Raw genomic sequence first — 14,615 nt, 5'->3', positions numbered from 1 at the left:
TTCGTTAACGCCGGAGTACTTAGGGCAAAGGTGAACGTGCACTGGCGCAAGGACCGCGGGACGAACCCGGATGGATCAGAGCGCCACAACGATCTGCATCCGACGCTCGATGAGCGTCGCAAAGCCCGGAAAGCTGCGGAGGCTACCGAATGACGCTTGTCCGTGCTGTCGTCGCCAAGGCAATCCGCGACGCCGCTGCCTTCAACGCGGGGGCGAGTTCCGCCCCCGCGGTTGTTCTGTGGCCGGATCCGGAGCGCGCCTGGGAGCCGGTTATTCGCAGCCTCCAGGAGGCAGTTCCCATTCTCGTTCTCGGCGAGTACGAACCCGCGGTCGCGCAAGGACCGGCGCTCTGGATTCGTGCAGTTCTTGCCTCGCCCGAGTCAGCGGAGCTACCGCCTCATCTTGCAGAACGTGAAGGGCGCAACCCGTGGGTGATCTATCTACCTGGGGTCAGCCGGAGCTCGCTGGCCGAAGCATCTGCCCTTGACTACTCGCTCGCGCCGCTTGCGGAGGTCGCGATTCGTTCCAACTGGTGGCCCTCTGCACTCGGCCAAACACCGTGGACCCCCCACTCATTTCTCGCGTCGAAGCATGCTGCCGGACTTGACCTCGCGGGCGACACCGCGACCAAGGCGGCTCTCACGCAAGTGCTGGACAAGCTCCTATTAGAGGACATCGACAATCTTAGGCGCATGGGACGTCTCGACTCGTCGCGTCTGCATCACCTCGTGCTCGATGATTCGGTACGCGCCCTCCTCGAATGGATGAACGATCCTGACGCGGTGCAGGCTTCGCTAGGAAAGGCGCGGTGGCATGCCCTCGTCGCTTCCTGCGTGTCCGTATTCGACTTCGACCCCGAGAAAGATGGCGCGCTCACCGCGGCCAGCAAGCTCGGAAGCCGAGCTGGGGAGTGGAAGGCAGTGTGGAAGCGGTTCACTGAGAATGCCGCCCGCTATCCGAACATCGCCGACCTTCTCGACCAGGTGCGTCCCGCCGTCGTGCCTCTCTTCGGAGACGCCGACCCGCATCCCGATTCGTGGCCCTCATGGAATCGTGACCAGGAAGATGCGTTGCGGACTGCGCTCGGTGCGCTTGCGGCTGACCAGGACCCGCATGAAAGGATCGTCGAACTCGCTGCCGCACACTCGCCACGGGAAGACAGCGTCTGGGGGGGGCTCGGTGAGGCACCGCTCGCGCGGGCCGTCGGACACCTCGCCGAACTGGCTGATCGTGTTGCGACTACTTCCTCGGCGTCAGATCTTAAGGCTCAGGTTGCGTGGTATGGCGATGAAGGGCACCTGATCGATGACCTCGCTTTGCGGGCGATCGCAGCGGCCAAAACCGCGGGAGATCGAGCGGCAGTGGCCGCTGCGCTTGGCGCGCTCTACGACTCCTGGGTCGAAGAATCGGCGCGGGTATTCCAGAAGGCCGCCGTGACCAACTACGCCGGACAGACCGGCCTCGACATCGGAGCGGGAACCGCGGTCGTGTACGTCGACGCGCTTCGCATGGACCTGGCCACACGCGTGGCTCGGCGGCTGTCACCACATATCGCCGCCGTCGAGACGCGGTTGGCCGCATTCCCCAGCGTGACGCCGACCGGGCAGCCGGCAGTCGCCCCCATCGCGATCGCTGTGGGCGGCGGAACCGCCTTTGATGCGGCCGATGACCGGGGAAGATCCCTCAAGGGCTCAGTCCTCCGCGCGGCGCTCGCGAGCGCGGATGTGCAGTTCCTTGAGTGGGACGCCGCCGAGATGGGAGACCCCAGCGGCAAGGCGTGGACGCAGACGAATTCGATCGATTCGCTCGGCCATTCGCACGGACATGCGCTCGCCGACCTCGTCGACCAGCACCTCGACCTCGTCGCCGAACGCGTGCGCGGGCTGCTCGACGCGGGCTGGCGAAAGGTCGTTATCGTCACCGATCACGGGTTCCTCCTGCCCGGTCAACCAGCGCAAAAGGTCACCCTGCCCATGCAGGTCACCGAAGGTGATGCGGCGCGCAAGCCGCGTGTGGCCCGACTGAAAGCGGCAGCGTCGCGTCCGGACTTCCCTGTCCTGCCCTGGACGTGGGATTCGTCTGTCGACATGGCGAGCGCGCCAGGAGCCGCGGCGTTCGTGGCGGGCCGCCTGTACGAACACGGTGGGCTAAGCCTCCAAGAGTGTGTGATTCCCGTCATCACCGTGGAACGAAGCGACGCCACCGGAGCGCCCCTCCAGATTGAGGCGGTTAGGTGGACCGGGCAGCGGTGCCGCATCGACTACGGCCCCGCCGAAGCCGACATCGTCGCTGAGATTCGGCTCCGACCAGCCGATGCATCAAGCACCGTCGGTGGGCCCAAGTCGCCTTCCGAACCGGGCGAGGTCAAGGTGCTCGTCGATGAGGAACTGGCCGCCGCTGGGGCGGCCGTGTGGGTCGTTCTGCTCGACCCCTCCGGCGGGGTTCTTGCCCAGGAACGAACCACCGTGGGAGGCACCGAATGACCGAGACAATCACGCTTGACGAGATCGACGAGACCGCGGCCTCGGCATTCGAGGGCTATGTCGTCCGAAAGGATCTCGCGCAACAGTTCAAAGGGGCGTATCCCGTCCCGACCTATGTGGGCGAGTTCCTCATCGGCCGCTACTGCGCTACCACTGACCCCGAGGAGATCGAAGAGGGTCTCCAGGTCGTCCGACGGCTCCTCGCCGACCGCACAGTGCGGGCCGGCGAGGAGGAACTGTTCAAGTCGCGTGCTCGCGAGCGCATGAGCGTAAAACTCATCGACCTCGTCAAAGCGCGGCTCGATGCAAAGTCGAACGCGTACGTCGCCGAACTGCCGAGCCTCGGGCTCCGGGACGTGCGCATCGACGACGCAGTCGTCCGCGACAACGAACGCATGCTCACCGGCGGCTTCTACGCCGAGGTCGACCTCTTTTACGACGCAGCGATCGCAGAGGAGAACAACGGCAAGCCCTTCTCCGTCGGGTCGCTGCGGCCCATCCAGCTCTCGACCCGAGACTCCCTCTCGCGCTTGGCCGAGGGCCGCTCACGGTTCTCAACCCAGCAGTGGAAGCACCTTCTGCTCCGGTCGGTGGGCTTCGAACCAGCGCAGCTCAGCGCGCGCGAGCAGGATGTTCTGCTGCTGCGCATGGTCCCGTTCGTGCAGCGGAACTTCAACATGGTCGAGCTGGGGCCGCGCGGCACCGGCAAGTCCCACCTGTTCCAGCAGGTCTCGCCTTACGCGCACCTGATCTCTGGCGGCAAGGCCACCGTTGCCCGAATGTTCGTCAACAACGCCACCGGCCAGCGCGGCCTCGTCGCCCAGTACGATGTCGTGTGTTTTGACGAGGTATCCGGCGTCTCCTTCGACCAGAAGGACGGCGTCAACATTATGAAGGGCTACATGGAGTCGGGCGAGTTCTCCCGAGGCCGCGAGTCCATCCGTGCCGATGGCTCAATCGTGCTCGTCGGCAATTTCGACGTCGACGTCGCCCACCAGCAGCGCATCGGTCACCTGTTGTCACCGCTGCCACCCGAGATGCGCGACGACACAGCGTTTATGGACCGCATCCACGCTTACCTACCCGGGTGGGATGTTCCAAAGCTCAACCCAACCTACTTCACCCACCACTTCGGGCTGGTCAGCGACTTCCTCTCCGAGTGCTGGTCCCGCCTGCGCGACCAGTCACGCCTCGCATCGATCCAAGGTCGCGTCAACTATTCTGATGCCCTGTCGGGCCGTGACCTATCTGCCGTGAACAAGACTATGGATGGCCTGTTGAAGCTTCTGTACCCTGATGCAGAAACCTCAATCTCCGACGACGATCTCGAGTGGGCGGTGCGCATCGCACTCGAGTGCCGCCGTCGCGTCAAGGAGCAGCAGCGGCGCATCGGCGCGGCGGAGTTCCGCAACACCCAGTTCGGCTACCGATTGGGCGAGGGGGTCGAGCAGTTCGTCTCCACTCCTGAGCTGGCGAGTCCTGACTCGATCGGTCTTGATCCGCTGCCGCCTGGCCAAGTGTGGGCCATCTCCGAGGGCAGCGGCGACGTTGGCCCTGGGCTTTACCGGATCGAGGCGACCGACACGCCCGGTTCGGGTGCGCGAGGGCTCCTCAATCAGGCTGCGCCCGCCTCGCTCCGCGAGAGTTTCAAGGTTGCAGAGCAGAACCTTGTCGCCCAAGCTCGACAACTCGTGGGTGACCGCGATCCGCGGGAGCATAACCTCACCGCCCAGGTTCGCGCGCTTGACGCCGCCAAGACTGGTGCAGGCCTCGGCCTCCCCATCCTGCTCGCTCTTACCTCTGCGATGCTCCAGCGATCGGTCCGTGGTGGCCTGATCGCCGTTGGAAACCTATCGCTTGGCGGCGGGGTGGAGACCGTGCTAAACGCCGCGCAGCTAGCGGAGCACGCCATGGAGAAGGGCGCGACCGCCCTGCTGCTCCCGGTGTCGGCTCGGCGCCAGCTCCTCGACGTGAGTGACGAGGTCGCCACGAAAGTCTCGTTCATTTTCTATAGCGACGCCCAGGACGCCCTCGTGAAGGCGCTCGACGAGTGAGAATCGAGGGAACAGACATGGTTTTGTGCGCGGTTGTGCTGATGGAGGTTCATCCGGCCCTGCGACCTACTCATCGAATGTGGCAAAGAGTCACAAGCTGATCCGGTAGATTGACGGGCAGAAGCCGGCACGGCCGGCACGATAAGGGGGAATCGTGCATTGCATACCGGACCAGCCTGACTTTCCAGATGGCCACCACGCCGAGAGGGCACTCTGGGACGCCCTGCGCTCCCAGCTGCCCGACGACGTCGTACTGGCGCATTCCGTACACGTCCGCCACGGACGTGCCGAACACGAGATCGACATCCTGGTGCTCTGGCCGGGCGTCGGGCTGGCCGCCATCGAGGTCAAAGGCGGACGCATCACCGTCGAGAACGGAAAGTGGCACCAGAGTGACGGGAACGCCAAACGCGGCCTGCAAAGCCCCATCGCGCAGTCCCAAGGTGCCCAGCACGCCTTCAAGGAGTTCATTACCGGCGTCCTCGGCACGCCCCTCACCAGCCGCTTCGCCTACATGGCGTGCTTCCCCTACACCCATGTGCCCAAGAACTGGCAGATGGCGGGCATCCCGCGCAGCCTGATCATCGACCAGGACGACATGGCCGACTGCGCCGCGCAAATCCGCGCCGCGATCGAGCGCGAAGCCCAGGGCGGTTCTCCCCTGGCCCCCGCCTACCTCAGCCGGATCCTTCCGCACCTGTCAGGAGACCTCGATACCGCCTCCCCCATCGGCAGCACGGCGGCCGAACTCGAGGACCTGCAGGACCAGCTCACCGAGCGGCAGCGGGTACTGCTTGATTCCACCCGCGCCATTGACCGGACACGCTTTGTCGGCGGTGCCGGCAGCGGCAAAACCTGGCTCGCTGTGGAGAAGGCCAAACGGCTCGCCAAGGACGGCCAGCGGGTGGGCCTGTTCTGCTACAACAAGGGCCTCGGCGAGCACCTCCGCCGGCAGGTTACCGGTTGGAGGCAGGCAAAGCCGGTGTTCGTCGGTGAATTCCACGAATATGTCCGTTCCCTGGGCGTGCCTGACGGCGTTGGTCAGGATTACTTCGACAAGGACATGCCGGAGCTGCTCAAGTACACTGCGGGCAACATGGCCATCGCGGACAAGCTGGACGCCGTCGTCGTGGACGAAGCCCAGGACTTCGCCCCGCTGTGGTGGGAGGCGCTTCTCGCCTGTTTGAAGAAGCCCGACGACGGCGGCGTCTACGCGTTCATGGATGAGAGGCAGAACGTCTACGGCCGGTGGGATGCTGCCGCCGCCGGCACCAGCACGGACCCGACGGCCGGCCTCGTGACCCTGCACATTGACGAGAACCTCCGCAACACCAGGCGCATCGCCCAGACCTTCCGCGGTTTCTCCGGTGAGCACTTCGCGCCCCGCGGCGGTGACGGGCTGCCGGTGCGGGTCATCGACTGTGCCACAGAAGACGCGCTGGACGTGGCGAGTGACTGCGTGGACGCGCTCATCGACGAAGGCTGGACCGCCAACCAGATTGCGTTGCTCACCACCAGGGAACGGCATCCGATTCATCAGGAGGCCTTTGAATCCCAGGGCATTCCCGAGTACTGGCGCCAGTTCCACGACGACGATGGCGAGTTCTACGGGCATGTACTCGGCTTCAAGGGGCTGGAACGCTCGGTGGTGATCCTGTGTGTCAACGGCTTCAAAGACATGGCCCGGGCCCCGGAGCAGCTCTATGTAGGGCTGTCACGTGCGCGGTGTCTGCTGGTGGTGGTCGGCGACCAAGGGCTCATCGCAGAGGCTGGCGGGCGCGAGCTGGAACTGGCCTTGCGGCGTGCTGAGGTTTGGGTTGCTTGACCACCCGTTGCCTTTTTGGCAGCCCGTTCTGAAGAAGGAGTTGGGTGTGTTGGCGGTCGGATCCGGCATACTTCGCCTTTAATCACTGGTGAACAGCTTTTGGAACAACGAAACCCGAGACCCACACCGTGTGAGTCCTACGGCTAGTGACGATGCATCACTCGATGAGTCACTTAGGCATTCGGGCAGCCCATGAGTGCCGGAGGTTGTGGAACAGCCGTGTGCTCAAGAAACAAGGATGAGGAAAACATGACGTTGAGCAGCGAAAAAGATGTTATGAAGAGACTAAATATCGACACGTGGCGAAATCTATCAAGGGACAAGTTCCTCGCTTTCGTGGCAGAAATGCCCAGTATGGACAAGGAAGTTGCACTCAAGGCGATTGAACAGTTCCCGAATTTTAAATCGATGGTTAGCGAGACGATGACCTCATTTGGGCAGCGCTACGAGAGTGCACAGAAACTCAGTTGGAAGAGTCAGAAGAAGGTCCACGAAGCGTTTCACTCCTATCGAGAGACTCTTAATCGCGAATTGGAACGCGCGAATTTGAGCGTCGAGGAGAGATTCTTGATCCTTGAAATGCTTCGTGAAGCCGTGAACAAGGAGTCTGAAAAGGACAGCGAGCACAAGCTTTTCACAATCATCATGGTCAAAGTAGCCGCGACTGTCAGCGTCGCAGCGGTTGGGGTGTCAGTTGCCGCGCTGGGTGGGAAGACAGGATTCTCTAGCGGCGGCAGCAACGCGGTGCCTGGGCGGTCTGGGGTCCTCTAAGGAAGGTCACGCCCCATCACGCATACTGAAAAACGACGTACCGACGGGCGCTTTGTTCGTTTGAGTAGGGTGTATTGCTCACGGGTTCTCTCGCTTTTGCTACAGACCTAATTTACTCCAGCTTGGCCCTAGCCGCCCAAAGCCTCGTAAGCCATCCGGATCTTCGCTGTCACATCCGTTCCGTTCCGCTGCGCCCGACCCGTCGGAAGCCTAGGTCCCTGCTTATGCTGGCTGAGAAGGCCCAAAAGCTCGTCTTTCGTGTACTCGCGTGCCCAATCCAACTCATTTGTTTCGCGGTCGAATCGAATGCACAGCGCAAGATCGAAATCGGTAGAGTCGACGACGGCGGAGTTAAACTGAAATATGCGTTGCACGCCCCGCGGTAGGGTACGCGTCTTCACCTGAATCTTGCGGCCCAGCGCGTCCGTTAGGTCGTGCCCCCTTGTCCCAGGAGGCGGAAGGACGCCACCGTAGACAGCCAAAGCGAGTGCTTCGCCGATCTCACCCTGCACGCTGCCTGATGTACGGGATACACCGCGACGACCAATTTCGTGTCCGATGCGCGATTGTAAATAAAGAAGCTCAGAAAGAGTGAGCGCACTGATATCAGGAATTTTCACAGTTTCATCCTAGAGCCTTCAAACACGACGAACCTGGCGGGGCGATACCGACAGGGATGAGGACACCTATCGTCCCATTGGTATTTCACAAGTATCGATTACAAGCCTCTAGCGAGCCACCGCGCTGGCCTCGGTGTAAACATCCGCCGGCATCGACCGCTGCAGCTTCCAGGTGATGGCGATGGGCTTGGACCCGTTGTGCTGCATATAGTCCAACTGGCCCAAGCAAACGTAGGGCATCGTCATTCCCACGTCATCGTTTTCGCGGGCCCGGGTAAACAGCAGAATCTGGGTGCCGGCAGCTTTGTGGTCTAGGTACCGCTGACCCGTAGGGCTGGAGGGAGACGTGCTGTTCTGTGATTCCCAGTGGAACACGTCCGGGCTCATCGCATAGTCCTTGTACATAACACTGGCGGCACGGTTCTTGGCATCCTTCTCCACAGTGACGAAGAAGGCATCCGTCTTAGTTTCTTCACACCAGGCCACGCCTTCGCGGTGCCGTGCCTTCCTGCCATCCACCGACAAGTACCCCAGAGCAGCGAGAATTTCTTCACGACGGTAGGTCGCGTGCGAGTACAGTGGCACATGCTGCAGCCCGCGGCCCAGACCTTTTGGCGAGTAGCGGGACCGTGCGACGCCCAGCGCCACCAGCTGTCGGATTTCATCGCAGACATCCGGAAAACCGCGCAGGAAATCCAGTCCCGCGTCATAGGACGTGAACTTTCCGCCTTCGGGCCAAAGTGCGAAAAATAGCATGCGCGCAAAGGTCTGCTCGCGCGGACCCAGGTCTTCGTACCGAGCGGCCTCTCGCGATACGAGCATGGCGTACGCGTCCGCGCGTTCCGGATCGTCCACGCACAGCAGCGTAGTCATGCGGCGCAGCAACAGAGTCTCTTCGGCGACGGACCTTTGTTCTCCGCTATCCGGGGCCAGCGCCGGGTTCACAGGTGCTTCCCGCAAGCCCGCTGCCCGCAACAAGGAGGTCCATGACTCCCCCGTTTTCCGATAGACGTCTTCAAGCTCAAGTTCGGATTTCTCCAGAAAATTCGCCAGCAGCGTTTCTCCGTGGAAGCGGATGTCGGCGATGAGTCGGGGCCGGTTGGTGCGCAGCTGGTCACGCAGATTGTCCACAATGATTTGCTGGGAAATCCGGTCCAGGACGATCTGTGAGCCGGAGGGCAGGAACGGAAAGCCATTCACAAGTGCCTTTTGAAGGCCCTTTCGCCGGAGTCCGGTAATGGCATGGAGTTTGTTGTCGAAGCGGAACTCGCGCCGCTGCTGGCCGATGAAATCCAGCACTGTGAGCACCGCCTTGTTTTTAAACCGGCGCAGGCCCCGGCCCAGCTGCTGCAGGAAGATGGTGGAGCTTTGCGTGGGACGCAGCATGAGGATGGTATCGACCGCCGGAAGGTCGAGCCCTTCGTTGAAAACGTCCACGGCGAAAATGCAGTTGATGTTCCCCCTTCGCAGCCGGCGAAGCGCCGCTTCGCGGTCCTGATCCGGTGTTTGGCCCGACACCGTGAGCGATGGAATTCCCGCACGGTTAAAGACTTCGGTCATGTAGTTTGCATGCTGGACCGAGACGCAAAAACCCAACGCTCTCATCTCGTCCACGTTCGTGACGGTGCGCCGGAGCTCCGAGATGACCTTCGCGGCCCGCGCGTCGTTCCCGGTATAGAGATTGCTGAGCTGCGCCGTATCGTAAGTGCCGCGTTTCCATTCCAAGTGGCTCAAGTCGACGTCGTCCGCCACGCCAAAGTAATGGAACGGAACCAGCAGATTTGCCTCCAGCGCATCCCAAAGCCGCAATTCGCTGGCCACACGGCCGTCAAAGAACTCGTCGGCAACATTGATGCCGTCGCCTCGCTCGGGAGTTGCCGTCAGTCCGACAAGCTCGGCCGGTTCCAGCCGCTCCATAATGCGGCGGTAAGTGGGCGCATCGGCATGGTGAAACTCGTCAATGACGACGACGTCGAAGCTGTCCGGGCTGAGCGTCTCCACGCCCTTGGACGCCAAAGACTGCACGCTGGCGAAGACATGCTTCCATTCAACTGGCTTGTGTTTTCCCACGAAAAGCTCGCCGAAGTTACCGTCCTGCAAAACGTTGCGGAAAGTGGTGAGGGACTGGGCCAGGATTTCCTTGCGGTGGGCCACGAACAATAGCGAAAGCCTCCGCCCGGCCGCTTCACATAGGCGTTTGTAGTCGAGGGCAGCGACAACGGTTTTTCCGGTTCCGGTGGCTGCAACCACCAGGTTGCGGTGATGGCCGTGAACTTCCCGTGCGGCGTCCAGTTCTTCCAGCATTCCCAGCTGGTGCGGATGCGGCTGGACTTCCAGGCCTGTGGTGCCCTGCGGGATGAAGGTCTTCTTCCCGTTGTTCGCGGCCAACGCTGCGTCCAGTTTCTCGCCGTCCCGGTCCGGGTCATAGGGCTGAAACTCGGGCCGCTCCCAGTAGCTGTCAAACGTTGCTTCAAACTTCTGCAGCACCTCGCGTGTTCCCACCGAGGACAGTTTGACGTTCCATTCCAGCCCCTCAAGCATCGCCGCGGAGCTGAGGTTGGAGCTGCCGACATAGGCAGTGTCGAAGCCGGAGTTTCGTCGGAAAAGCCAGGCCTTGGCATGCAGCCTGGTGGCGTGTATTTCGTAGTTGATGCGTACTTCGGCGCCGTACGTGCGCACGAGCTCATCGATGGCGCGCCGCTCAGTGGCACCCATGTAGGTGGTGGTGAGCACCCGCAGGGGAACACCGCGTTCTTTGAGCTCCTTGAGCGACTTGTCCAGCAGCCGCAGGCCGGACCATCTGATAAATGCGCACAGCATGTCCACGCGGTCGGCGGATCCCAGCTCCGCGTTGAGCTCCGATGAAAGACTGGGATCATCTCTGCCGTTGGTCAGCAAGGCAGCGTTGCTGAAAGAGGTTAGCGGGCGGCGCAGCTGACGACGTCGCAGCCCGTCCGGAGAGAACAGCGACGTCAGCTGCTGAGGTCCGGGCTGAACCATTGAAGCGCCGTGGACACCATTAAGGATGCTGTTGGCCAGGGCCACCCGGTCTTCAGGCTTGGCTGCGGTCAGCGCCTGCCGTGCCTGAGCCGCTATGTAGGCTGCCAAAACCTCCGGCGATGAATCATTCGGCACGCTCTCGAAAGCCGGCTGCAGCTCCGGAATCGTCGTAATTCTTTTCGTCAGTTCATCGGTGCGCAGTGATTCGTAGAGACCTTCCGCCAGAAACTCCGGCTCTCTCTCATGGATGTTTTGCAATGCGTCCAGCTTTCCAGTCTCACGTGATTTATCTAGTGTTCCGAAGGACAGGCCCTATCTGCCGTTCATCCGACCAGACGGATTAGCTCCTGGACGACAGCCCGCTGCAAAGGCTGAGTGACCTTTGAGAGCATCTCATTGACGATGCCCTGCACTACGACGTTCACCATTTGCCGGTCGAAGTCTGAGAGTTCCACGGAACCCACGGAACTCGAAAGCTCAACCGCGGCGACGGTCAAGGGCGCAACGGGAATAGCTTCCGTTTGACCTTTGGGAGACGTTTCGACGTCACCATCGGCAATTTCGGCTACAGGCAGGACTGTGCCTTCCACAGAGGCATTACCGCCAAGAATCGTCGGAAGGGTTCCAGTCGGATAGACGATGTCGAGCCGAGTGGTTGTCCTGGTCAGTGCAATGTAGAGCAGACGCTCTCCATGGGGCAGGTCAAGGATGCTCTGCGGGTCAACGACGATGACGGCATCAAATTCCAGCCCCTTTGAAGCTTCCGGGGTGACTAGGTTGATGGCGTTGCTAAGACCTCCAGATGTCGATTCGCTCCACTGGATTTCATCTGCCCGGAAAGCATTTCGGATGTCTTCCCATAGCTCGGCTACGGCAATGACCCCAACAAAGCGACCTCTGCCGCTGTGGTGGACAACAATATTCGCGATATTCTCGGCAATGTCCCCTTCACCTGTTTCTGAAAACTGCGGTTCGGCTTGAGCCGAGCGTGTGATCAGGGGCGGTGTCACGTGGGGTGCGGCGACTGCCAGGACCGGTGCCGCTAGTGCAAACACCTCGTGGGGCACGCGGTAGCCGTGTTCGAGTTCCACGACGTCGCACGGATGGCTGGAAGCAAGCATTTCTTCCACCCGCTCCCAGTTGTCCATGGCGCTTGGTCCCGTGGACTGCGCGATGTCCCCAACTACGGTCATGGACCCGTTCCGGGACCGGCGACGTATCGCCATCAGCTGCATTTCGGAGAGATCCTGGGCTTCATCCACGACGATATGGCCAAAAAGCGCCGGTGCACCTCGGAGTCCTTCGGTTGCCTCGTCAATAAGCGCCAGGTCCGCCATGGTCCAAGGCTCGGCCGCGATGCTGGCTGACATGGGCCGATAGAGAAGTTCAACATCTGATGCGCGCAGGTTCGTGCCTGCTGCTGCCCGCAGAAGCCTTTCCTTTGATCCCAGCAGCTCCCTCACGAACTGCTGGGGATTGAGTTGAGGCCACATTTGGCTGAGTACGGATTCGAGGCTTTTGGGATCGAGAAGGTCAGTTCCCGCGCCTCGGGCCAAAGGGCTGTTCTGCCCGTTGGCCAACTCAATCAGGGTTGTTTTGAGTTTTGCCCGTCCTTCGAGATACACCTCGCTTTTGAGGGCACGGATTCGCATTGCCACTGCGTCGCTAGGAACTTCAATGAAGCGCCCACTGGAACGTATCTGGATACGAACCGGACCTTTGGGCTCGCGGATCCGATCGGCAAGTCCGGTAGCGATGACGTCGGCCATGATCGCAGAACCCTTGAGCGCCGCAATGGTGTCGCTTTCTCCTGCCCGCACATCGGTCCCCGGGGCAAGCATTTCGGGAAGTGCCTGCTGCACCACGTCATTGTCACCAAGGTCGGGCAGGACTCGCCGAATATAGCGGGTGAACGTAGGATTCGGCCCGATCACCAGCACATCGTCCGGCTGCAGTTCCTCCATGTAGTTGAACAGCAGCCATGAGACGCGGTGCAGAGCCACAGCTGTCTTTCCTGTGCCCGGCCCGCCCTGGACGATTAAAAGTCGATCCTTGTCCATGCGGACGATCTTGTCCTGGGCAGCCTGGATCGTGCGGACAATGTCCGTCATCTGTCCGTTGCGTTTCTCAGACATGGCGGCCAGCAGGGAATCGTCAGGGGTCTGCCACTGTTCGAGCTCAGCTACTGCTTGCGCGAGTTCTTTGAAAACTGTGTCTTGGAAATCCGTGATCCGGTTTCGCTCAGCGTCAAAGGAACGCTTCCGCAGCAGTCCCAGAGGATCACGCGCTGTGGCCTGGTTATAGGCTGCCGCAGCTGGAGACTGCCAGTTTACGACCAGCAGATTCTTTTCATCATCGAAGACGGGGTACTTTCCCACATAGTAGATCTCGCCGTCGTCCAGATCCATGCGTCCAAAAGCAACGTTGTCGTCCAAGGAGACATCCGACCGGCTCGAAAACGAACGCGCAAAGGCTCGCCGCTCCGCTGCTGTCCCTGCAGACCATTGAGAGACGCCCCGGTCCGTCGTCGCTGCTTCGCGCGCGTCTGCGGCGTGGTCGAAATATGCTTGTTCGGCAACAAGCTCTTCCGCTTTCTCCAGGCGCGGACTCAAGGACTCTACTGACATGCTTTCCCCAACTAATATGCCTCTGCGCTGAGGCCCCTAACGTATAGAGCTCAGGTTATCCGAACGCACTGACACTTTCTTACAAGCGACGGGGGGGGAAGGGGCGCCGGCTTTCTAGGCCGGAGATTAGGGGCCCGCCAAGTTACAAAAAGTGTTTAGAGGGTTACAAAAAGTTTTCATCTGCCTCGATGCCGGAAATGTCAGTGCCGGGTCCTAGGGTCGTTCTCACCAAGCTAGACGTGCCTGAAGTCACAGCAGACTCCGGCCCGTGACCCAGTTCCATGCCAGGAGGCGACCTTGTCCTACCCCGTACCGGCACCACCCGCTCGCCGTCTGGCGTCAGCCGAGGAACTGCTGACGCTGCGCAGCGGCGTCTCCGTGCGCGTCAGCCCGAAACACGGCCGCTTCTTCTGGGCCGTGACGAAAACGGCGGGCCCGCAGTTGCTGGCAGTGGAGTCCGGATCGATCGAGGCAGCAGCTGCCGGCCCGAGCAGAGGCAGCCTGTTCGCTGAGGTCCGCGCCGCCGTCGTACGTCACCAGGACAGTTCCGAAGACCTCGTCTACTGCGATGGCGAGACGGCAGCCGAGGGCCTGCGGGCAACCGGCATCACAGCCAGTTGCAGCTTTCCTCCCGCAGCCGCCATTGTGGCGCTGGATGAGGCCATTCGACTGCACATCGGGTCCGTGCATGCCCGGTGCACCATCACTACGGATTCTTCCCGCGGAAAGCGCTCGGCCTGGCTCGGGCACGGCTGGGTGCTGGATTTTGGCTCCGATTCCCGCTTGATTCTGGGGCAAAAGGTGTCGGAGGGGACGAATATTCTGGAAGGCGAACTGCGTTCCATCCGCTATGGATTGCAAGCCGCCCGGGGCGCCTACGCCGCCTCACTGCAGGGAAGCTCCGACCTCACGATCCGTTCGGACAGCCAGCTGGCCCTGCGGATGCTGACCGAACCGGGGTTTGAACCACCGTCGTCCAACCGTTTCTGCCGCGAGGAAGTTTCCCGCATCCTCCACTACACCCGTTTCGCCACCGTCACGTTCAGCTGGGTGCGCGGGCACGACGGCGACCCGCACAACACCGCAGCGGACCGGTTGGCGGTTCTCGCCCGTCGCACCCGTGAGGCCGACCTGGCGTTCGACGAGGTGCGACGGCTCAACGAGCAGGTCCGGCGGGATGTCAGTGCAGGCATTCGCCGCTCGTCCATGGCACTGGCAGCATGAGCAACGCCCAG

The 14,615-nt window shown here is 61.6% G+C and carries 8 protein-coding genes; 5 read left to right on the top strand and 3 right to left on the bottom strand.

Annotated elements, in window-relative coordinates; genetic code table 11:
• The first annotated feature begins 149 nt into the window (after positions 1-149).
• The 4 genes from pglZ to CXQ89_RS12640 all read left to right on the top strand — a co-directional run bounded on the left by pglZ (position 150) and on the right by CXQ89_RS12640 (position 7,133).
• Complete coding sequence (gene pglZ, locus CXQ89_RS12655) at positions 150-2,483, top strand: BREX-1 system phosphatase PglZ type B (protein ID WP_104161524.1); 2,334 nt, start codon at positions 150-152, stop codon at positions 2,481-2,483.
• Positions 2,480-4,537, top strand: coding sequence for a protease Lon-related BREX system protein BrxL (brxL, locus tag CXQ89_RS12650; RefSeq protein ID WP_104161523.1), 2,058 nt, complete (start codon positions 2,480-2,482; stop codon positions 4,535-4,537). The genes pglZ and brxL overlap by 4 nt, the downstream gene beginning before the upstream one ends.
• A 154-nt stretch (positions 4,538-4,691) precedes the next feature.
• Entirely contained in the window at positions 4,692-6,362 is a 1,671-nt protein-coding gene (locus CXQ89_RS12645) for a nuclease-related domain-containing DEAD/DEAH box helicase (RefSeq protein ID WP_104161522.1), read from the top strand.
• 249 nt (positions 6,363-6,611) lie between these two features.
• On the top strand, positions 6,612-7,133 hold the full coding sequence (locus CXQ89_RS12640; RefSeq protein WP_104161521.1) for a hypothetical protein: 522 nt from the start codon (positions 6,612-6,614) through the stop codon (positions 7,131-7,133).
• Between the two features lie 128 nt (positions 7,134-7,261).
• Here the strand turns inward: CXQ89_RS12640 and CXQ89_RS12635 are convergent, their stop codons facing one another.
• From CXQ89_RS12635 to CXQ89_RS12625, 3 genes are all read right to left on the bottom strand, one after another.
• Positions 7,262-7,753: a DUF6998 domain-containing protein gene (locus tag CXQ89_RS12635; protein ID WP_146067249.1), complete on the bottom strand. Its 492-nt coding sequence runs from the start codon at positions 7,751-7,753 to the stop codon at positions 7,262-7,264.
• 108 nt (positions 7,754-7,861) lie between these two features.
• Positions 7,862-10,978: a DUF3427 domain-containing protein gene (locus CXQ89_RS12630; protein ID WP_258060137.1), complete on the bottom strand. Its 3,117-nt coding sequence runs from the start codon at positions 10,976-10,978 to the stop codon at positions 7,862-7,864.
• A gap of 98 nt (positions 10,979-11,076) precedes the next feature.
• Positions 11,077-13,380 carry an ATP-binding domain-containing protein gene (locus tag CXQ89_RS12625; protein ID WP_104161519.1) on the bottom strand — a complete coding sequence of 768 codons (2,304 nt, stop codon included), beginning with the start codon at positions 13,378-13,380 and terminating at the stop codon, positions 11,077-11,079.
• Positions 13,381-13,677: 297 nt separating this feature from the next.
• Between CXQ89_RS12625 and CXQ89_RS12620 the strand changes: the two genes are divergently transcribed.
• Positions 13,678-14,604: a ribonuclease HI gene (locus tag CXQ89_RS12620; RefSeq protein WP_181032336.1), complete on the top strand. Its 927-nt coding sequence runs from the start codon at positions 13,678-13,680 to the stop codon at positions 14,602-14,604.
• Positions 14,605-14,615: the final 11 nt, after the last annotated feature.

Origin of the sequence: Arthrobacter sp. ZGTC212 (assembly GCF_002929255.1) — a bacterium.
Taxonomy (GTDB): domain Bacteria; phylum Actinomycetota; class Actinomycetes; order Actinomycetales; family Micrococcaceae; genus Arthrobacter_B; species Arthrobacter_B sunyaminii.
Note: the sequence above shows the minus strand (reverse complement) of the source record. Positions and strands in the feature narration are given on the sequence as shown.

Coding starts and splice junctions, on each gene's coding strand:
- pglZ (WP_104161524.1), top strand. CDS start 150: ATGACGCTTGTCCGTGCTGTCGTCGCCAAGGCAATCCGCGACGCCGCT.
- brxL (WP_104161523.1), top strand. CDS start 2,480: ATGACCGAGACAATCACGCTTGACGAGATCGACGAGACCGCGGCCTCG.
- CXQ89_RS12640 (WP_104161521.1), top strand. CDS start 6,612: ATGACGTTGAGCAGCGAAAAAGATGTTATGAAGAGACTAAATATCGAC.
- CXQ89_RS12625 (WP_104161519.1), bottom strand. CDS start 13,380: ATGTCAGTAGAGTCCTTGAGTCCGCGCCTGGAGAAAGCGGAAGAGCTT.